The organism is Pseudoalteromonas sp. P1-30 (assembly GCF_001400005.1).
GTDB classification, from domain to species: Bacteria; Pseudomonadota; Gammaproteobacteria; order Enterobacterales; family Alteromonadaceae; genus Pseudoalteromonas; species Pseudoalteromonas atlantica.
In genome coordinates, this window is the sequence record NZ_LKBC01000011.1 from 106,099 (window position 1) to 126,883 (window position 20,785).

Here is a 20,785-nt window from a genome sequence, read left to right on the forward strand (position 1 = left end):
GCGCCAGTAACCCTTACTGGCGCACCCGAATAGGAAGTAATTTTGAGTAATCAGTTAAAAACATTAGAGATTTATTTAGAACCTGCCGACAACAAACGCCTTTCTTCTTTATGTGGCCCGTTTGACGAAAACATCAAACAAATTGAACGCCGCCTAGGTGTTGAAATAATCCACCGCGACAACTTTTTTAAAGTAACAGGTAAACTGCACTCAAGTGCCGCGGCCGTAGACATTTTAAAAAACCTTTATGTTGATACTCAACCTGTTCGTGGCGAAATTGGTGAAATAGAGCCCGACAACGTACATTTAGCCATTACCGAATCAAAAGCCCTAGAACAAGAAGTGCCGCAAAGTGCGTACGGCAAAGAAATGTTTATTAAAACCCGCCGTGGCGTAATTAAACCGCGTAACGACAACCAAGGTTTGTATGTTGCTAATATTTTGCATCACGACATTACCTTTGGGATTGGCCCTGCCGGTACAGGTAAAACATACCTAGCAGTTGCAGCCGCAGTAGATGCCTTAGAGCGCCAAGAAATACGTCGTATATTACTTACCCGCCCAGCGGTAGAAGCCGGTGAAAAACTGGGCTTTTTACCAGGCGATTTAAGCCAAAAGGTAGACCCATACCTACGCCCTCTTTACGATGCGCTATTTGAAATGCTTGGCTTTGAAAAAGTAGAAAAACTTATTGAAAAACACATTATTGAAATTGCCCCACTTGCTTACATGCGTGGCCGTACACTAAATGATGCGTTTATTATTTTAGATGAAAGCCAAAATACCACCGCCGAGCAAATGAAAATGTTTTTAACCCGTATAGGCTTTAACTCTAAAGCAGTAATAACGGGCGATATAACACAAGTCGATTTACCACGCGGTGCGCGCTCAGGCCTTCGTCATGCAATAGAAGTACTTAGCGATGTTGAAGAAATTAGCTTTAACTTTTTCCAATCGCACGACATTGTTCGCCACCCTGTTGTTGGCCGTATTGTCGAAGCCTACGAGCGCAATGACGAAAGCGAGCGACTAAAGCGTATAGAAAAACAAAAAGCCAAAGAGCAACTTGCCGCTCAACAGCCGCCTTCTACTAAAGAGTAATACCGTGAGCACCGAATTAGATTTACAAATAGCGTGTGAGTTTGACAACCTCCCAAGCGAAGAACAATTTGCACTGTGGGCCGATAAAGCCCTGAGCAAGTTTCGTGATGAATCTGAGCTGAGCATCGTTATAAGCGATGAAGCCCAATCACAACAATTAAACAACGACTACCGTGGTAAAAATAAACCAACCAACGTGTTGTCGTTCGAATTTGAAGCACCGCCAGGCATTGATTTGCCATTAGTAGGTGATTTAATAATTTGCCCAGCCATTGTATTGGCCGAGGCAATCGAGCAAGAAAAGTCATTTCATGACCACTTTGCCCATATGGTTATTCATGGATGCTTGCATTTACTTGGATTTGACCATATAAAGAGTGAAGACGCTTTTGAGATGGAAAGCATAGAAAAGCAATTACTTGCAGAGCTAAACATAGCTGACCCATACCGGGACGAAATTTAATTTAACGGAGCATTTAGACGCAATGAGCGACGATAACTCGCAATCTAGCCAGGGTTCTTCTGGCAAAACGTGGATGGGCCGCATAGCCCAAATGTTGCAAGGGGAACCCCAGAATAGAGAAGAGCTGGTTGAAGTAATTGCCGACGCGCAAGAGCGTGACGTAATCGACCCAGAAACCAAAGAAATGATTGAAGGTGTGCTTGGTGTATCCAAGCTTAAAGTGCGCGATATAATGATCCCGCGCTCACAAATGGTCACACTTGAGGTCGACAGCCCCCTTGAAGATTTGATCCCCATGATGGTCGACTCCACCCACTCGCGTTTTCCGGTGGTGTGTGAAGACAAAGACCACGTTGAAGGTATTTTGCTCGCAAAAGACTTGCTGCCGCTTATTTTAAATAAAGATGAGCACCTACCCTCACTGCGCGAATATTTACGCCCAGCCATGGTAGTGCCAGAAAGCAAGCGCGTAGACACCCTACTAAATGAATTTCGTCAGCAACGCTACCACATGGCTATTGTCATTGACGAATACGGCGGTGTATCGGGCCTTGTCACCATTGAAGATATTCTTGAAATAATTGTCGGCGAAATCGAAGATGAACACGACGAAGAAGAAGATCAACAAGATATTCGCCAACTTGCTAAGCATGTATACGTAGTACAAGCGCTCACTCCTGTAGATGACTTTAACGAGTACTTTAAAACAGGTTACAGCACCGATGAAGCCGATACCATTGGCGGCACGGTACTACACGCATTTGGCCATATGCCAAGTCGCGGCGAAACAATTGAAATAGACGACTATCAGTTTAAAGTAACTAATTCTGATAACCGTCGTATTTTACAACTGCAAGTCACCGTTCCTAAGGTTGATGAAAACGACAGTGAAGAAACTACTAACTAAACTCACCCTGTTAGTAAAAGATAAAAAAGCATGGCTCGCACTGGTTGCGGGCCTTATTTTAACTTTTGGCTACGCCCCTTACCAAATTTGGCCCATCGCATTTTTTAGCATTGCCGCCATTATTTTTTGTATTAACCCAAACAACACAGGCAAAGCGCACGCAAAAAGCGCTGCTAAATATGGCTTTATATTTGGCTTAGGTTGGTTTGGCGCGGGTATTAGCTGGGTGCATGTATCTATTGCCACCTTTGGCGGCATGCCGCTTATAGCATCGCTCTCGTTAATGGCTTTACTGTGCTCATATTTAGCCCTGTTTCCGGCGCTGGCGTTTTGGGCTGCAACTCGCTTTGCAAGTGGCCCTAAAAGCATGGGGGCACTTCTAATTGCCACCATAGCCATTAGTGAATACTTACGTGGACACTTACTGACCGGCTTTCCGTGGCTAAGTTTTGGCTATACACAAACAGATGGCCCGCTTAGGCTGCTTGCCCCTTATATTGGCGAATTTGGCTTAACGCTTACCTGTGTTGGCATTGGTTTTGCCCTTTACAGGCTCACCCAAAAAGATTTTAAAACCCCATTAATAAGCGCAGCCGCTTTAGCGTTACTTATTATTGGCGCATTAAATACCGGTAATAATCACTACTCTGGCAAAGAAATGTCGACCTTATTGGTGCAAGGTAATATTAAACAACACCTGCGCTTTGAACCCAGTGAGTTTTGGACCACTATGAGCAAGTACCAAGACCTAACACGCCCACATTGGGATGCCGACCTAGTGGTATGGCCCGAAGCCGCAGTGCCCGAAATAGAAGCCCTTGCCGACACTTACTTAGCCAATTTAGACAGCGCGGCCTCGTTTAATAAAACCGCGTTAGTTACCGGTATTGTTGACTACCAGCTCGACACCAAAACCATTTACAACACCCTTATTGTGGTAGGTAATAAAGAGCACAACGACGAGCACGGCCATTATCGCTACCTAGACAAAAATCGCTACCGTAAGCACCAGTTGTTACCTATCGGCGAATTTGTACCATTTCAGGATATACTGCGCCCTATAGCGCCATTATTTGATTTACCTATGTCATCGTTTACCCGTGGCGATAGAGTGCAAAATAACCTACGCGCCAATGGATTTAATCTGCTACCTGCGATTTGCTACGAAATAGTATTTGCCGATTTAGTGCGCGGTAATTACCAAAGCAACTCTGACTTGCTGTTTACCGTAAGTAACGATGCCTGGTTTGGCGATTCCATTGGGCCATTGCAACACATGCAAATAGCCCGTATGCGCGCATTAGAGTTACAACGCCCGCTGGTACGTGTTACCAACAATGGCGTAAGCGCCGTATACGACCCACTAAGCCACACTCAACAAACCATGCCACAGTTTGAAGCTGCAACCATGAAAGCCGATATAAAGCTTATACAAGGCGACAGCGTGTACAGCCAATATGGTAATTTTCCAGCGTGGGTAGTTGTGGTGTTAATGGGAGTTATGGGTATTGCTAGAAGCCGTAAGCCGTAAGCCGTAAGCCGTAAGCCGTAAGCCGTAATTATTCGTAGGTTGGGTTGAGTGCAACGAAACCCAACAACTTAATGGATAATAATCATCGTTTTCAAGGATAGAAGAAGTGCCGTATTTTAAATCAATTGCTCAAAACTCTAATACCATTTCACTGATGATGTGCTGTGCGCTGATGTTGGTGTTTATTGCTGCATTTTTCCCAAGTGCCTTAATTGTGGATAATGAACTTGGACTTAAACCTGAGCATATTCTTTCAGCAATTATTAGCGTATTAATGTTTTTAACGGCTGTGATTTCGATATTGATTGCGAATAAATCTTACTTAATTTCAAAACAAGCAAATGAGTTAAGTGAAAAAGCCATTCAATCGCAAGCTGAGCAACTTCAATCTCAGGAGTTCTATCAGTTATATGAAAGGTTTGAAAAAAGAATAAAAAAATTGAAGAAGAAATGAAGGTCAACATTTACACTGAAGGTTTAATACTTGAGTATTTGTCAGCCGGCAGATTTATCAGGGGGAAATATCAACCAAGTAATCAGGAAGTTGAAGAAATAAAATCGCATAATCAAATACTTCAAGTCTTTTATAAAGACATAATTCAAAGAGGCCATGATGTTATAAATGAAACTAAAGGAAAACAATTAACAGAAGGCTGGATAAACCAAACCTTTAGTGCTCTCTCTATATTGGGACCTAATGATCCTGTATTTGATTCATTTCTGAAAATCCCTGAAGAAGACTTAATATCTATTCAAGGTGGGGCAAGAATCTGTACTAAAAAAGATAACCCTCTATATTATGCCAAGGTACATCGACAGATAATTACATCATTACTAATTACAATGAATCGTGAGGATCTAGTCTCGCAAAGCGAGGATTTTCGTATTTCTAATGAATTTTTAAGTGATATTAGCAAGCTGATTTGGAAAAATAGTAACGTTTAAATTAAGCGCACGAAATATCCAATGCGATTTCCGTCCATCCTTGAGGCATTTATTTGCTACGTTTCATCAGTTTTTTATGTATTGCATCTTTATCGCGTTTACCAATTGCGAGTACATACACCACAACTTCGTCATCAATAACTTCGTAAGCAAGGCGGTACCCTGCCGTACGCAATTTTATTTTATAAACATTATCAAAGCCGCGTAATTTAGAGGTTGGGACATGTGGATTATCTAAGCGCTCAGCAAGTTTCTTTTTAAACTGGCTTTTAAGTGGTGGTGCAAGTTTTTCCCACTCTTTTAAGGCTGCTGGTAAAAACTTTAACCTATAAGTCATCTATACTAACTTCAACCGCTTGAGATAAATCGCCTCTGCGGCTCTCAACAACTTTAGTTAGTTCATAATCACCCAATTGTTCCATAAGTTGCTCATACATTTGTGCAGGCACCAAGTAAGCTGCAGGCTTATTATGATTTAATATGGCTATTGCAGCGCCATCAGCTTCATTTAAAAGCGCGGTTGGGTTTTTTTTAAGTTCTGAAATACTTGCCGAACAATCAGCTAAAACCTGTCTCATATAACACCTATAAAGAACTAAATTAAGACCTTATTTTAGCCCTTTTTTTATCTAAAGCTATATATTTTATAATTGCTTATTTTCTAAGTAGTTTTTAAATTCTCTTCTACCGTTTTCACATTTACAACTTGATTCACACTGCCTTGGATAACCACAGTCGCTGATATTTTATCTTGAATGGCTTGCCTGTTTGGGTCCCAGTACACTTGTAAGAAGCCTAATAAACCTGTTGCAAAACCGGCGCCGTATCCGCCGTATCTGCCAAAACAATCAAGCATACCTAGTGGCTCGCCATTTAGTGAGACCACCCGAATATTACATACTTTTTTACCTGGAGTTTGTCCGCGCCATAATAATGAGAACAACGTAAAGTATACGGCCGCCCAACCAAAACCAAGGCCTAGGTCTTGAATAATGCCTTTACCCCACTGCAAAATGCTGGTGACAGGTTTGGTTTGCTCGCTTTTAGTTTCAGCTTTTTCTGTGATATTGCTTTTATGAGTTATTTCGCCCGAAATGCTTTCTCGCTCTGTCTCATTATTTTTAAAATCATCTGCCGCAACGGGTTCATCATCAGATATGGCCATTAAGTGCAATAATGTGCGCGTAACTTCAATTCCTCCTACGTTTTGCATTTCAGCAAGCGCTGGTAATTGGCCAACTAAATTAGCTCGAGCAACGCTTTGGCAAGCATCATCACAGTTTTTATCGTCGTCTGTTTGCGCTAAATAGGTGCGTATTATTGATTTGTCATGCTCGCTTAGCTCATCGTTTTGCTGTGTTTTTTCTATTTGAGGTGTTTGTATAGCGGTATCGCCTTCAAAAAAATCAATCGCTAACGAGAGTACAGTTAGTGAACTTACAAATAAAAAGCTCGCGGCAAAAAGCTTTAAGGCTCTACGCCAAAACGACGACATTTTTGGAAGATATTGCTGCGCAGTGCCTTTATAAAAAGCCATGGCAGCCACAAAGGCAATTAAAGTGGCGCTTAGCTTAGCGGCCATAAATATTAAAGTAACATCAATAGTCATCGCCATTGCACGTTTAATTGGGCTAGCTAATGGAAGACCTAATAACGCTTGGTCAATTTTAAAGGCATACGGGGTGATCACGTCTTTGGTTTCAGAGTCTGATAACGCGAGTTGCTCTATCTCTTTGGTTTTCATTTTTATTTTTATGTTTTTAAAATGGGTAAGCTATTTAACTTACGCGCTTTTTATTTTTATATCAATCCGCTTAATTAAGTGATCTATTTTGAGAATTGGTATTAGCTCAAGTTAAAAGTATTGATTTACCAGCATAAAAAAGGGCTACATACATGCAGCCCTTAAAATACTTTATTTATAAATAATTAAGCGGCTGGGTAATCGGTATAGCCTTGTTCTGCACCACCAAATAAGGTGTCGGGGTTGTGGCTATTTAGCGGTTTACCTTGCTCTAAACGTGCTGGTAAATCTGGGTTAGACACAAACGGGCGACCAAAGCCAATCATGTCGGCCCAGCCTTGTGCTAGGGCTTCATCGGCACGTTCTTTAGTGTACTTACCTGCATAAATTAATACGCCGCTGTACGCTTTACGAATAGCCTGTTTAAATTCAACGCTCATTAAAGGGGCATCATCCCAGTCGGCTTCAGCAATGTGCATGTAGCCCACGCCAGCGTCGTTTAGTGCTTGAGCAACGGCTAAATATGTTTGCTCTGGGTTATCATCAACCGTGCCGTTAAGCGTGGTAAGTGGTGCAAGCCTTACACCTACTTTTTGACTACCAATTTCATCGCTTACTGCATTTACAACCTCTATTAAAAAACGCAAACGATTTTGCACACTGCCGCCATATTCATCAGTACGGGCATTTGATTGCGAGTCTAAAAATTGGTTAATTAAATACCCATTAGCGGCGTGTAGCTCTATGCCATCAAAGCCCGCGTCTACTGCATTTTTAGCCGCTTGGCGAAATTCGCCTAGTACATTTTCAATATCTTGCTTGCTCATTTCGCGCGGTAACTGAGTCTCAACAAAGCCAGGCTCGCCGTTTGTATCTACAAATACTTTTACGTCTTTTGCAGCAATGGCCGATGCGGATATAGGCTGCACACCGCCTGTGTTATAGCTGTGAGTTACGCGCCCTACATGCCAAAGCTGCGCAAACATAACGCCACCAGCATCGTGCACTTTGTTGGTCACCGTGCGCCAACCTGCTACTTGCTCGTTTGTGTAAATACCTGGTGTCCAGGCATAGCCTTTACCCAGCTCACTTATTTGTGTGCCTTCGCTTACTATTAACCCAGCACTTGCTCGCTGCGCATAATAAGTGGCCATTAAATCATTGGCAATGTCGCCAGGCTGCGTTGAGCGCGAGCGAGTCATTGGTGGCATAACAATACGGTTTTTTAAAGTTTTACCTGCAAGTTCTATGGGTGAGAAAAGTAACGTCATAATGCCTCCTAAGTTTGATGGCGCTCATAATAGCGCAGCTATATAAATTCAAAAATAGCAAAAAACACAAAATAGCTTTGTTGTATTTGCAAAAGTGTCTACTTATTCTTCTGCTAAGCATTACATACAAACCATTTAAAAAGTCATGCTAGTGCTAGAAAATTTAATTGATACAATATAACATACCAATAAATACCTATTAGTAAGTAAAATTAAATGATCAATAAACTGCCCGTCACAGTGTTATCAGGCTTTTTAGGCGCTGGTAAAACAACCGTACTTAGCCATATTCTTAATAACCGACAAGGAAAAAAAGTGGCTGTTATTGTCAACGATATGAGCGACATAAACATAGATGCAGCCACAATTAAAAACGATGTGTCGCTCAATCACAGCAACGAAAAACTCGTCGAAATGAGCAACGGCTGTATTTGCTGCACACTACGAGAAGATTTACTTGTTGAAGTGGGTAAACTTGCCAAAGATGGCCGTTTTGATTATCTCGTCATTGAATCAACAGGTATTTCAGAGCCTCTACCGGTTGCCGAAACATTTACCATTGCCGACGAAAACGGTATTTCTCTTGGTGATGTTGCCACCCTCGATACCATGGTAACCGTGGTTGATGCGGTTAACTTTTTAACCGACTACGAACAAGCAAACGATTTACAAGATACTGGCGAATCGTTAGGAGAAGACGACGAGCGAAGCGTGGCTGACCTACTTGTTGATCAAGTTGAATTTGCCGACGTTATTTTAATTAGCAAAACTGATTTAGTCACCAATGAACAGCTCAATAAGCTTATTGCCATTTTAAATACGCTTAATACTCAAGCTAAAATGATTCCTATATCAAACGGCAATATTAATATTAACGAAGTGCTCAACACGGGCTTATTTAATTTTGCACGCGCCCAACAAGCGCCGGGTTGGCTTAAAGAAATGCGTGGTGAACACATCCCCGAGACCGAAGAGTATGGTATTAGCAGCTTTAATTATACGGCGCGCCGCCCATTTAACCCTGAAAAGTTTTATCACTTTTTGCACAACACCGAGCAATTTGGCAAGCTCATTCGCTCTAAAGGGTATTTTTGGCTCGCAACGCGCCCTTTATTTTGCGCGCAGTGGAGCCAAGCCGGCGGTATAGCTCATTACGGGTTTGCTGGCATGTTTTATAAAGCAATTCCTAAAAAAGACTGGCCTACAGATCCCGAGCTACTTGCTGATATAAACAGTAAATGGATAGAGCCCTTTGGTGATATGCGTCAAGAACTTGTATTTATTGGTCAGTCGTTAAATAAACAAGCCATGATTGAGGCGCTTGATGATTGCCTACTGCCAGAAGAAGCCGTGCTTAAAGGTAAGGATTTTTGGAAAACCTATAACGACCCGTTTCCTATTTGGGAGGAAGTGTAATGAATGCCCTAGCTCCAATAACGGCGCAAATAAAACCCACTGAGCAACTCCACCGAAGAGCAGCTAAAGACAATAACGCCAATATATTGCCACACATTTATGACCAAAACACTAACATCGTTATTTGGCAAAGAGACCTTGAACAAGCATTAACAAATGCCGTTAATACACTCATTAGCACTAATGCCATAAAACCACTTGAGCTTGCGGTATCACACGATGATGCGTTTGATAAGTTAGTTACTGCACTTAAACCAAATGATAATAACCGCGATGAAACTGATGCGCTGTGTAAAGACATAACATTATTAGTTGAAATGTTTTGCTGCCTATTTGATTTAAAACGTGCCGGTTTAAGGCTAAAAATATTAGATAAACCTATGTGCCCGCGTTTTCATGTAGACAAAATTCCGTGCCGATTAGTGACTACTTACCAAGGCGTTGCAACGCAGTGGTTAAATCACAGCGATGTAGAGCGCTCAAAGCTTGGAACTGGTAATTTAGGTAAGCCCGATGAAGAGTCTGGCTTATTTAAAAGCCTAAATAATATTAATCAGCTAAATCAAGGGGATGTTGCGCTACTTAAAGGTGAGTACTGGAATGGAAACGAAGGCGCAGGGCTTGTGCACCGCTCTCCACCGGTGGCTGCAAACGAGCAACGCTTGTTGCTCACCCTCGATTTTATTTAAAATTTGTTATGGTGATAAACGCTGCACTAATGGGCGTTTATCACCCTCGCGATTACTTCGTACAACCCTTGTGTATTTACCGGTTTAGAAACAAAATCATCCATGCCTACACTTAAACAGCGCTGCTTGTCATCTTCATAGGCGTTTGCGGTAATAGCAACAATGGGCACATGTGCCTTTGTGTTTACCTCGTTAGCCCGTATTGTTTGGGTGCACTCGTAGCCGTCCATATTAGGCATTTGGCAATCCATTAAAATTAAATCAAAGCGATTACCTTCAAGTACTTTTAGCGCTTCTATGCCATCGGTTGCCATCACTAAGTTTACCTTTGTAGGCTCTAGCATTTTTGCAATTACTTGGCGGTTAATGGGGTTATCTTCAACCAGTAAAAGTGTTTTATCACTTAAATTAGGCAACGACTTCGGCTGTTTAACGGGCTCTGGTTTGTTGGACTGTGCTTTAGGTGCACTTACGTAAAATTTAAGTACGCTGCCTTTGCCTGGTTCGCTGTTGAGGGTAATTTCACCCTGCATTTTTTTAATTAACCCTTGGCTAATTGCTAAACCTAACCCTGTACCACCATACTTACGTGCCACACCTACATCAGCTTGTGTAAACTCACTAAATAACAACGACTGCTGATCTTTTTCAATACCAATGCCGCTATCGGCTACGCTTATTAAAAGTTGCTCGTTTTCATAATCAAACGATAAGCGCACAAAACCACGCTCAGTAAACTTATACGCATTAGAGAGCAAGTTAATAATGACTTGGTTTAAACGTAGGTCGTCTACTTTTACGCAATCTGGCAGCCTGTCGCTTTGACTAACAATAAACTCGACGTGATCAGAACTTACAATGGGAGAAAACAACGACTTTATATTGGCAATAAACGGCGCAAGGTTAGTCGCCCGAGGGCTAATTTCCATGGCGTTGGCTTCTATTTTAGAAAAATCTAAAATATCGTTTAAAATTTTCAGTAAGTTTTGTGCGCTTTTTTGCTGCGTATTTAACAGCTCCCGCTGCTCATCGGTTAATGAATTATCGCGCAATAAAACCTCTCCCATGCCTAAAATACCGTTCATAGGGGTGCGTAGCTCGTGGCTCATATTGGCTAAAAATTGCGACTTAGCAACATTGGCTAAATTAGCCCTATTTACCGCTTTTTTAAGCTCTGTGGTTTGTTCTGCTACTTTGCCCTCTAGCTGCTGATTAAATTCGCTCAGCTGGGTATTTAACCCTTGGTTTCTGATATTAGAGGCTTGTAGGTTTTCTATTGAACGCTGCAGCGCATTAGCCAGTAATTCAAATTGCTGTTGTAGTTGCAATACCTCATGCCAGCTTGAGTCTGTATTAAACTTATGTGTTTTGGTTTTACCAAAGCTTTGCATTAGCGTAGTTAGGCTAGTAATTGGCTGCACTAATAAATTAGCAAGTTGGTGTATAAAAATAACCACCATAAGCATCAATAGCGCACTTAACAAAATAGTGGGTAGCCAAGCTTTTGCCACCGCCATACTTAAATGCTTACGATTATAAAAGGTAATAACTTGCCAGTGGTTTTGTGGATCAATGTACCTAGAGCTGTGGTACACCTCGTTTTTGCTTGAACGAAATAGGTTTTTATCACCTAAATTACTGGTATTAAAGCCCTCACCGTTAAAATGGCTCAGTATTTTAAATTCATCAAGGGAGCTAAATACCACTTTTTGCTGTGCATCTAGCACCACTAAATCGCCCGTGTACTCAAATAAGTTAGGTATAAAGCGCTCTAAGCGGTCTAACTTTAACGAGCCCTCTACCACACCATAAAACGTATTGTTACGGTATATAGGTGCCGACAGCGCCACTATGGCTTCGTTACCTAGGCCGCGACCTTGAAACACGCCACTGGTATAGCCCAGAGGGAACTGCTGAGCTTGAGTAAAGTATGCTCTGTCTTTAACACTTCGCTGCGCAAGGCTAAGCCCCTCTATTAAATCGCTGGGCGAGCTAAGCTCTACAAAGCCATCTGGGTTTGCATACAAGCTGGTTGTAAAGCCTGGAAATAACGACATTAATCGTTTGAGCTGCACATCGCTTGCAGTGCCCGCACTTATTGCGTCGCTACTCATAACAATGGCGTTTTTATGAAATGCTAAATAATCATTTAATTGCGTGCTAATAGACTCGGCTTTTTCTTTTAGTTGAGCGTTTACTTCATACTCTAAGCGCGCATGATGATCGTTTACTAAAATTACACTGGTTAGCAATACCACTAAAATAATAATGACACTAACCACATAGCTTAAAATTTTTGCCAGTGGCCTACCCTGATACGCACGGCTAGCGTAAGGTACAAATACACTAACTAAATCAACCACCGCCAAGCTTATTAGCGCGTTAATTAAGTACTTTGATATCGCTACTATTAGCGTTAACCAGGCCAAGCCAATAACAAATTGGCCTATAACCCATACAAAGGGTAAACCAATACATAGCCAAAATACGCTACCCAGAGGAAGAATAGGTTTAGAGCGGCGTAAGCAAAAAGCATAAAGCCAACAAAGCTCGAGTAAATACACAATACTCGGCCAACAATGGCCCCACCTATAAAGTAAAAAACCAGAAACAATGGCAAGGCTTAGGCACGCGTAACGCAGCCCAGTAAATACTAAGCTGCATAAAACAAACAATTGCCCAAACAAAAATTCGGAGCTGTCGAAAAAATACAATGGCGAGAGATTTACTAACCCGCCTAATAACCCTAATAAAACAGCGAGTGTCCACTTACTTCTTTGCGGCATTAATCAACCTTGGGGCACTTTGTTAACACTTTATATGTTAAAATTAATGTAATTTTTACATTATTACGTACAAGGCAAGGGTTGTCTAGCAGCAATAAAACAGGAACAGATACACATTACCCCCTGTCAAAAAGCGTGTTATGTGTTTTTACACTTACTCTTTTTATGACTGCCGCTTAAATTTAAATTGATATCCTTAAGCATAGACTTAGCATTTACGTTTACTAAATAGGCATTAGCTAACGCTTCTGGAGCTGCGCAATAATCTACAATAAGTATTACTGTTGAAACATTGAGTGACTGTAATTTATTGCCAAGCTCAGCAGATGTGAGTTTTGCTTTGGCGTTGCTAATTAAGTAATTTGATTTTTTTACATAAATAGTAAATGTTTCATCTGCTAGTGCAGTAAACGGCAATAATAAAAACAGTGTGAATGTAAAAATGAGGTAGAGCGATAATAGTGGAAAATCGACACTCGTGATACTAAATATCTAACGGTGTTACTAAGGAATAATTTAAAAGGAATGTATTTTCACCCAAATGAGGAATTTGGGTGGCAGTCTTACCAGCCACATCTCGGCACACACGTCACAAACTGTGGCTGCTCCCTTCCGGGCCTGACCAGGTTCGCCTGCTAGTGTTGCGAGAGGACCAATAAGACTACCATTGAGGGCCTTGGTTGGCGCGGGAAGGATTATCTCTACTTTTGGTGTGTTATTCAAGGGATAATCAAAAAAGAAAGTGCGATTGCATACTTCATATACAATCGCAGCTAAAAACAGCCTTTAATGCCTATTAATTACGCTCTAACTCGGCTTTAATTTTACGCAGTGCTGCTTTTACTTTTTTCATGTTTTCTGGGCCCATACGTAACAGCTGCTTTTGTGCAGCCGGTAATTGCTCCCATTCAGAAAACGCATACTGATAAGTAACCGAGTCTCGCAGTAGCGGTAATTCGCCTTCTGGCTCCGGTGTATCAAGTAATAACTCAATAGCATCTTCTAGCGTTTGATTAAATTCATCATCGCCGTAACCAATTTCACTGTACGCGTTGTTAATTAATGGCTTGTATTGCTCGTACATACGCACAGCTTGGGCGGCGCTCATGCTCGTAAATACTTTTACATACGGTGTATAGCGCTCGTAGCTGTTAGGGTCAATTGTTAAAATGTCTCCTTCGTTTACGCTAAATTCTTCTTCGGGTTTAACCACTGGCGTATGCTTTTTAGCAATTTTGCCTTTGGCTATATTGTCTATAAATACGACGCCACGGCGAATTACATCGTCGGTTACCATTAGGCTCATTACCGAGTCGCTTAGGTATTCATCCATTTTGGCAACCACTACGGTGTCGCTTTCATCAAGCGTTGGTAATGGCTCTACAACCGGCTCTGGCTCAGCTGGGCGCTGAGCAGGCACGCTTAGCTCTGCTGGCTTTTCAGGCTTAACTGATGGCGCATCTACCACAGGGTCGTTTTCTGGCTTTAACTCCATCACTGGCTGTTCTTTTGGTGTTTGCTCTACCTCTGTGCGAGTTTCTGGCTCGTCAGTGGGCGATAGCAGGACGAACGCAGCGGCACACACTAAAATAATTAAAATAATAACGGCGAATAAAAAATTGTTTTTAGGCGGACGTTTTTGAACATCTGACGCTTCTGGTTTATCTGACATACAAACTCCATAAATTTAAATGCATATTACTCAGAGTACGCTGAGTGGAAAAAATTCACTATCGGTAATCACTACTACTTTAAATATAGGCTTTACAACATAAACCTACACTTACTAATTAGAACAACGAGCCATAGTAACTCAGTTATTCTTTGATTCTTCTAGCTTAAAGACTTAAAGTTGATAAATAAAGAAAAGACGTTAAGCAGTTCAAAAACCACTATGAAAATCCAGCAAGTTGACCCACATAAACCTAAAATAGCCCTATTACTGACAGGTGGTGGCGCTCGCGCTGCTTATCAAGTGGGCGTGCTTAAAGCGCTTGCTCATAGTATGCCCCGCACCGCGCCTTTACCATTTAGAATTATTAACGGCACTTCTGCAGGCGCGATTAATTCTGCAGCTTTGGCCTGTTATGCCTCGTGTGCGCATTTGGCCGTGCGTAAGCTTGAGTCTGTTTGGAAAAACTTTTCAACATCTATGGTTTACAAAAGCGACTTTTTAAGTGTGTTTGGCCATATTGCGCGTAATATTTTAACCAGTTTTCAGTCTGAACACATAAACCACCCACCAGGCAGTTTGCTAAATAACCGCCCTTTGCGCGGTTTATTAAACGAAATTTTAGACCTGCACCGCATTGAGCGTAATTTACACCGTAATTATTTAGAAGCGATTTCTATTACCGCTTCAAGCTATACAACCGGTGACTCTGTTGCGTTTTTTCAGTCAAACACACAAACACCTTGGCAACGTGCCAAACGCGAAGGTCGCCCTATGCGCATTAACGTTGAGCATTTAATGGCCTCAAGCGCCATTCCTATGGTGTTTCCAAGTGTTAATGTATTTAACCACTATTTTGGCGATGGTTCTATTCACCAGCTTTCACCGCTTAGCCCGTCCATTCATTTAGGCGCCGAAAAAATATTTATTATAGGGGTAGACCAACCAAAAGAGTCGCACCCAGCGGGTTACTCGCCCCACTACCCTGGGCTTTCTGCGGTTGCTGGGCATTTACTCGATAGTGTATTTAGCGACACCATGCAAGCCGACCTTGAGCGCCTTGAGCGTGTAAATCGCACCTTAGGGCTGCTTCCGGCGCGCGACAAACATCAAGAGCTGAAACAAATAGAAACCTGTATTATTAATCCATCAAAAAACTTTAACGATATTGCCGCGCAATACTACAGCGATATGCCATGGGCAATTAAGCTGCTACTACGCACAATTGGGGTAAAAAAGCACTCGCAATCGAGTTTAACCAGCTATTTATTGTTTGAAAAACGCTACACTCAGCACCTAATTCAAATTGGCTATGAAGATGGCATGAAAAAACTACCCGAAATACGCCAATTTTTAGAGCTCGACTAGCTAATTTTGGCCTTGAAACCTGCTATTTAATCGCAGAGTAAGCTTTGAAACCAACTGAGCTCGATAACTACCTCTGTGTTATTTTACTAACTTGCATCTATGTCAGTAAAAAACATCAAATGCATTTTTTATTCAAGCCCATCGAGTAGGTAATGCTCTACTCGCTCTACCCGCCTAGGCTTACCTTGCAATACCAGTACATCGTTTGCGCACAATGTGGTGCTGGTTGATGGGTCGTCTATTTCTTGCCCCTCTCGGCGCAAAGCTTTTACAGTCACGCGGCGTTTAGATAAGTTAAGCTCATCTATTGTTTTATCCACCGCATAGGCTTGATCTGGCAACGCAACTACGTGCAAATATTCTAAGCGCTCAGAGGAGGTTTCTTCATTATCTTTAAAGTAACCGGCGTAAAAACTTTGCATAAGCGGGTAGCGATTACGGCGCTCTTTACTAACACGGCGCACAATACGTGTCATCGGTACACCCGACATCGACAACACATGCGAAACCAACATTAAGCTTGCCTCTAACGACTCAGGCACCACCTCAGTAACACCCAACTCTTTTAAGTTGTTTAATTGGCTGTCGTCGCGGGTTCTTATTAGTATTTTAACGTTGGGTGCAAGTTGCTTTATTGCGTCTATTACAACGTGGGCATGCTCAAGCTCTGTAAAGGTAATAATCACTAACCGTGCTCGCTCTACCCCTGCGCACTTTAAAATATCTTTTTGTTTTACATAGCCAAATATTACTGGCTCGCCTGCGGCTTTGCCCTCTTGTACTAAAATAGGGTTACTTTCTATGGCAACGTAATCTATGGCTTCGGGTTTTAAAAATCGCGCTATAGTTTGTCCTACGCGTGAAAAGCCACAAATAACCACGTGATCGTTATATAAGATGCTACTTTTAGGCTCGCTCTCCCTCGCCATACTGGGGTGATCTAAAATACCTAATTGCTTTAAAATTAGTGGGGTTTTATCAATTAAAAACGGGGTTAGCGCCATCGAAAGCACCCCTAAGGCAATTAAAAACGACGCTTGCTCTGAATTGAGCAACTCATGCTGACCTGCCAAAGCAATAAGCACAAACCCAAATTCTCCCATTTGCCACAGCATAACGCCGCAGGCTAGCGAGTCTTGATTGCGCTCATGCATTAATCTGGCACTTAATGCCAGCACGGTAATTTTTAATATTAACAAGCCAAATAACGCGCCAATAATTACAAAACCATGCGAAAGCACAAATAAAATATCGAGCTGCATCCCCACAGTTACAAAAAACAGCCCCATTAAAATATCGCGAAATGGCCTAATATCAGCCTCGAGTTGATGGCGGTAATGGCTCTCTCCTAGCATCATGCCGGCTAAAAATGCCCCAAGCGCCATTGATAAACCAAACATGTAAGTTAAAAAGCCGGCAAATAACGCCACCAAAATTGTGGTAAGCACAAACAGCTCATCGGTTCGTACCTGCGCTATTTCTTTAAATACTTTAGGCAGCACCCATTTACCAATCGCCCACAGTAATAAGCACACAAACGCGCCTTTTGTAAGCGCAAATGCCAGCGCCCAACTAATACTTTGCGAATCGCTTGAGGCAAACAATGGCAAAATAATAAGTAGGGGCACAACGGCAATATCTTGAAACAGTAATACGCCCACCGCCAGCTGCCCACGGCGCTGGTTTAGTTCGCCAGTTTCTTTTAATAGCTTAACCACCACCGCGGTTGAAGAAAGCGCCATAATTGTGCCAATGGTAAAACTAGTGAGTAAGCTAAAATTTAAACAATATAAAATAATAATGAAGAGCAAGCTGGTAACACCAACTTGTAACGAGCCCAGTCCAAACACAATATTGCGCATGGCCATTAGCCGCGATATAGAAAATTCGAGCCCTAAACTAAACAATAAAAACACGATGCCCAGCTCAGCAATAAACTCTATTTCGTGAGATTGCGCAAGCCAACCAATGCCATGGCTGCCCGCTAAAACGCCTGTTGCTAAATACGCCAAAATAGGCGGCAAGCCAATGCGCTTAAAAAACCATACAAAAAGCACCGCCGCCACTAACAAGCCAAAAATTTGAGCGTTTATACTTTGCAAATTCGGCCTCCAGCGTCAATTAAACTACGGAATGAACTTTAAATATAGCAACCATATGTTTATCAAGCAATTTTAAAATATGGCATAAAAATAGCTTAGTTATTGCAAAGTAACACCCTGGGGGAAGATTTTAATGGAAAATGTCCATATTTTGACACAACGCGTGTCTGGGCGCGGCGATTTTTTGCCGTTTTCGGCAGAGCAAACACACACAAACGAAACAGCGGCAACGCACGATTTAGTTACCGAGCTACAAACAAGCCTAGTAATAGAAGATGTATTGGCTATTTATGCAAAATTTGCCAAACAGCTACTTAACTTTTCAGGGCTGCAGTTTCAATCAACGCTCGGCACAGCACAAACCTCAGATAGCAACACGAACACTAGCCCGTACTCTTACGATTTAGCTATTGGTCGCGAGCACTTAGGACAGCTAATTTACTTTAGCCAATACCCTATTAGTAAAGCGATTGAAAACAAATTACGTGCCTTGCACAGCGCCCTTGTGTACCCACTGCGTAACGCAATGATGTACAGCCGAGTGTTAAAACTTGCCACAAAAGATGCGCTTACCGGGTTAAATAACCGTAGCCAATTTAATGACATGTTATCGCAAAAGCTCGAAAACTGCCGCCGTTACCAGCGCCCTTTTAGTTTAATGCTGCTTGATTTAGATAACTTTAAGCAAGTAAACGATAACTATGGCCATAAAGTAGGTGACGATGTTTTAAAAGAGTTTTCGCAGGTACTTTGCAGCAGTATACGCGGCACCGACTCCGTGTTTAGGTTTGGTGGCGATGAGTTTTCGCTGATTATTGAAGACCCCGAGTTTACAACAAACAAAGTGGTTGCTGAGCGCATTATGCACTTAGTCAGAAACTCAAGTTTAATGTCTAAGTACAAAGTAACCACCAGCATTGGCTTTACCCTAGCCAATAGCCAAGATTGCGAAACAGCAATATTTGCAAGAGCCGATAAAGGCTTATATAAGGCAAAAGCCTCTGGGCGCAACTGTGCAAAAGCATATTAGTATTTATATAACTCTATTATTTATAAAAGCTTAGCTTCCCCCGCTAGGCTTTTTTATTACAAATTAATTATTTATTAGCCAGTAATTTATAAACAAACAAGGCCGCACAAAAGCCAAAAAAGAAGCCGCTCACTAAATTAAGCAATGCTGTTATGCTTGCAAGCGGGGTAAATAACACTAAAACCAATGGTAAACTTACGCCTAAAATAAAAAATAACCCGCCTTTACCTAACCAGTAGGCAAGCAGTAATACCGCCGATACCACCCCGCCCACAACGGCATAACCTAATGTAATAATATTAAGCTCTAGTAATACATTGGCTATAACAGCAACTAACGCTGTTATTAACATACCCATTGGCGCTTTGCTAACTAGCGATAAGCCTACATGTGGCTGATCTTTCATTTATTTACACTCCCAAAAAATGCCGTTTTCGTCTTGGTGTTTTTCACTTACAAAATAACCAACAACTTGCACAAGCTCGTCGTTATAAAATATTAAAGGCACACGCTCCCTTAGCCACGGGGCTACTTTTGCATCTTTAAACCAGTGTTTAAGCGTATTGCTGCCTGGCTTTTTTAACGGCTTTATACGCGCACTATTACAATTAAAGCGCACGGTGACTTGCTCGTTTGGTAAAGGGGCACGTAGGCCTTTACCTTGTTGCTTTATTAAAACGCGCCCATCATCAAGCGCTAGCTCATTGCTCGTTAGCGCTTCATCGGCTAATAATATGTGTGGTGTAACAAAATACAAATACCCTTGATGGCGTCGTATTTGTCCCTCGCTTAAATCAACTTGCATTTGCGCATCAGCCTGCGCATTTATGGCTTGGTTAATTATTTGCAAAAGTTGCTTTTGTGAGGGCATTACTTGGGTAAATAAGCTAAGCCACGCACGAACCACATTGGTTATGCGCACGTCGCTGTAGGTGGTTAGTTGGTTAACGCTCAGTGCTTGATGGGCGTTTACGCTTTGTTTTAAATCAAGTTCAGTGTACTCATCAAGTAGCGCTTGTTGTTGCTGTAGTAACTCAATGCTGCGCCCAGTACAGTGCTCAAAACCTTTAAAACGCTTTGCAAGTAAAGGCACTACACGTGCACGTAAAAAGTTACGATCAAAACGCTCATCGGTATTTGAGTCATCAGTAATGTGCGTAATATTAAACTCTGTGGCAAAGTGCTCTATATCACTGCGCGTTATGTTTAAAAGCGGCCTGTAGCATATTCGCCCGCTTTGTAATTCACGCATTTTTTGCATTGCGCCTAACCCTTTTAAGCCAGAGCCACGCTTTAACCGCAGTAAAAACGTTTCTATTTGATCGTTTAAATGCTGACCCAGCAAAATAACACTGCCCGCGGGGCTTAGCTCATCAAGTGCTTTGTAACGCGCCTCACGTGCCTGCGCTTCAAGGCTTGTTCGTGTTTTTGGGTTTATTGTTACCTGCGCGGCATTAAACGGTACATTTAGCTCAGCGCACAAGTTTTGGCAAAAGCGCTGCCAGTCATTCGCGTATTGGCTTAAACCATGATTAACATAAATCGCGTTTACGTTTAGCTTTGGTTGCGCTTGTTTTAAAAAGTGCATTACATGAAGCAATACCACCGAATCCACGCCACCCGAAAGCGCCACCGTAAAGTTATATTGCTGGTGCCTAAAAAAGTGCTCAAGGGCGTGTTTAACGTGCTGATAAATAGGTGATGCTTGCATGGATACGCTATAAATTTAATGTTTGCAGTATTTTAAAACAAAAAAGCCG

At 42.0% G+C, this 20,785-nt stretch carries 19 protein-coding genes and 1 other RNA gene; 10 read left to right on the forward strand and 10 right to left on the reverse strand.

What is annotated here, in order from left to right; translation table 11 throughout:
- The first annotated feature begins 42 nt into the window (after positions 1 to 42).
- From AN395_RS14945 to AN395_RS14970, 6 genes are all read left to right on the forward strand, one after another.
- Positions 43 to 1,101, forward strand: coding sequence for a PhoH family protein (locus AN395_RS14945; RefSeq protein ID WP_004589461.1), 1,059 nt, complete (start codon positions 43 to 45; stop codon positions 1,099 to 1,101).
- Positions 1,102 to 1,105: 4 nt separating this feature from the next.
- Positions 1,106 to 1,564: an rRNA maturation RNase YbeY gene (ybeY, locus tag AN395_RS14950; protein ID WP_024033864.1), complete on the forward strand. Its 459-nt coding sequence runs from the start codon at positions 1,106 to 1,108 to the stop codon at positions 1,562 to 1,564.
- A 22-nt stretch (positions 1,565 to 1,586) separates the two neighbouring features.
- Positions 1,587 to 2,471 (forward strand): CNNM family magnesium/cobalt transport protein CorC, encoded by an 885-nt coding sequence (gene corC / locus AN395_RS14955; RefSeq protein ID WP_004589463.1) that lies wholly within the window; start codon positions 1,587 to 1,589, stop codon positions 2,469 to 2,471.
- On the forward strand, positions 2,452 to 4,002 hold the full coding sequence (gene lnt, locus AN395_RS14960; RefSeq protein WP_095206669.1) for an apolipoprotein N-acyltransferase: 1,551 nt from the start codon (positions 2,452 to 2,454) through the stop codon (positions 4,000 to 4,002). Before corC ends, lnt begins: the two co-directional genes overlap by 20 nt.
- A gap of 106 nt (positions 4,003 to 4,108) precedes the next feature.
- Positions 4,109 to 4,456 (forward strand): hypothetical protein, encoded by a 348-nt coding sequence (locus AN395_RS14965; protein ID WP_054983453.1) that lies wholly within the window; start codon positions 4,109 to 4,111, stop codon positions 4,454 to 4,456.
- The gene (locus AN395_RS14970) at positions 4,453 to 4,947 is read left to right on the forward strand and encodes a hypothetical protein (protein ID WP_054983454.1); all 495 of its coding nucleotides are present in this window, start codon (positions 4,453 to 4,455) and stop codon (positions 4,945 to 4,947) included. Before AN395_RS14965 ends, AN395_RS14970 begins: the two co-directional genes overlap by 4 nt.
- Positions 4,948 to 4,996: 49 nt before the next feature.
- Here AN395_RS14970 and AN395_RS14975 read toward each other — a convergent pair whose 3' ends face one another.
- From AN395_RS14975 to AN395_RS14990, 4 genes are all read right to left on the reverse strand, one after another.
- On the reverse strand, positions 4,997 to 5,284 hold the full coding sequence (locus AN395_RS14975) for a type II toxin-antitoxin system RelE/ParE family toxin (RefSeq protein ID WP_054983455.1): 288 nt from the start codon (positions 5,282 to 5,284) through the stop codon (positions 4,997 to 4,999).
- Positions 5,274 to 5,525: a type II toxin-antitoxin system Phd/YefM family antitoxin gene (locus tag AN395_RS14980; protein ID WP_054983456.1), complete on the reverse strand. Its 252-nt coding sequence runs from the start codon at positions 5,523 to 5,525 to the stop codon at positions 5,274 to 5,276. The genes AN395_RS14975 and AN395_RS14980 overlap by 11 nt, the downstream gene beginning before the upstream one ends.
- 83 nt (positions 5,526 to 5,608) lie before the next feature.
- Positions 5,609 to 6,691 carry an RDD family protein gene (locus tag AN395_RS14985; RefSeq protein ID WP_054983457.1) on the reverse strand — a complete coding sequence of 361 codons (1,083 nt, stop codon included), beginning with the start codon at positions 6,689 to 6,691 and terminating at the stop codon, positions 5,609 to 5,611.
- 185 nt (positions 6,692 to 6,876) lie between these two features.
- A complete protein-coding gene (locus tag AN395_RS14990; protein WP_054983458.1) occupies positions 6,877 to 7,962 on the reverse strand; it encodes an alkene reductase in 1,086 nt (361 codons plus the stop codon).
- A 216-nt stretch (positions 7,963 to 8,178) separates the two neighbouring features.
- On the opposite strand from AN395_RS14990, the gene zigA reads away from it, so the two are divergent.
- Both zigA and AN395_RS15000 read left to right on the forward strand, forming a co-directional pair.
- Positions 8,179 to 9,378, forward strand: coding sequence for a zinc metallochaperone GTPase ZigA (gene zigA / locus AN395_RS14995; protein WP_054983459.1), 1,200 nt, complete (start codon positions 8,179 to 8,181; stop codon positions 9,376 to 9,378).
- Entirely contained in the window at positions 9,378 to 10,067 is a 690-nt protein-coding gene (locus tag AN395_RS15000) for a DUF1826 domain-containing protein (RefSeq protein ID WP_054983460.1), read from the forward strand. The genes zigA and AN395_RS15000 overlap by 1 nt, the downstream gene beginning before the upstream one ends.
- Positions 10,068 to 10,093: 26 nt before the next feature.
- Here the strand turns inward: AN395_RS15000 and AN395_RS15005 are convergent, their stop codons facing one another.
- The 3 genes from AN395_RS15005 to AN395_RS15020 form a co-directional block, all read right to left on the reverse strand.
- Positions 10,094 to 12,853: a response regulator gene (locus tag AN395_RS15005; protein WP_054983461.1), complete on the reverse strand. Its 2,760-nt coding sequence runs from the start codon at positions 12,851 to 12,853 to the stop codon at positions 10,094 to 10,096.
- A 561-nt stretch (positions 12,854 to 13,414) separates the two neighbouring features.
- Positions 13,415 to 13,511, reverse strand: an RNA gene (ffs, locus tag AN395_RS19425) — signal recognition particle sRNA small type.
- A gap of 138 nt (positions 13,512 to 13,649) precedes the next feature.
- Positions 13,650 to 14,525 (reverse strand): DUF3014 domain-containing protein, encoded by an 876-nt coding sequence (locus AN395_RS15020; protein WP_004586946.1) that lies wholly within the window; start codon positions 14,523 to 14,525, stop codon positions 13,650 to 13,652.
- Positions 14,526 to 14,747: 222 nt separating this feature from the next.
- Here AN395_RS15020 and AN395_RS15025 point away from each other — a divergent pair, with 222 nt between their 5' ends.
- Positions 14,748 to 15,893 (forward strand): patatin-like phospholipase family protein, encoded by a 1,146-nt coding sequence (locus tag AN395_RS15025; RefSeq protein WP_004586945.1) that lies wholly within the window; start codon positions 14,748 to 14,750, stop codon positions 15,891 to 15,893.
- A gap of 128 nt (positions 15,894 to 16,021) precedes the next feature.
- Here the strand turns inward: AN395_RS15025 and AN395_RS15030 are convergent, their stop codons facing one another.
- The gene (locus tag AN395_RS15030; protein ID WP_054983463.1) at positions 16,022 to 17,995 is read right to left on the reverse strand and encodes a monovalent cation:proton antiporter-2 (CPA2) family protein; all 1,974 of its coding nucleotides are present in this window, start codon (positions 17,993 to 17,995) and stop codon (positions 16,022 to 16,024) included.
- A gap of 133 nt (positions 17,996 to 18,128) precedes the next feature.
- Between AN395_RS15030 and AN395_RS15035 the strand changes: the two genes are divergently transcribed.
- The gene (locus tag AN395_RS15035) at positions 18,129 to 19,025 is read left to right on the forward strand and encodes a GGDEF domain-containing protein (RefSeq protein ID WP_054983464.1); all 897 of its coding nucleotides are present in this window, start codon (positions 18,129 to 18,131) and stop codon (positions 19,023 to 19,025) included.
- Between the two features lie 67 nt (positions 19,026 to 19,092).
- On the opposite strand, the gene AN395_RS15040 is transcribed toward AN395_RS15035, so the two are convergent.
- Positions 19,093 to 19,431 carry a hypothetical protein gene (locus AN395_RS15040; protein ID WP_004586942.1) on the reverse strand — a complete coding sequence of 113 codons (339 nt, stop codon included), beginning with the start codon at positions 19,429 to 19,431 and terminating at the stop codon, positions 19,093 to 19,095.
- Positions 19,432 to 20,736 (reverse strand): tRNA lysidine(34) synthetase TilS, encoded by a 1,305-nt coding sequence (gene tilS / locus AN395_RS15045; protein WP_054983465.1) that lies wholly within the window; start codon positions 20,734 to 20,736, stop codon positions 19,432 to 19,434. It abuts the gene before it with no gap.
- Between the last annotated feature and the right edge of the window lie 49 nt (positions 20,737 to 20,785).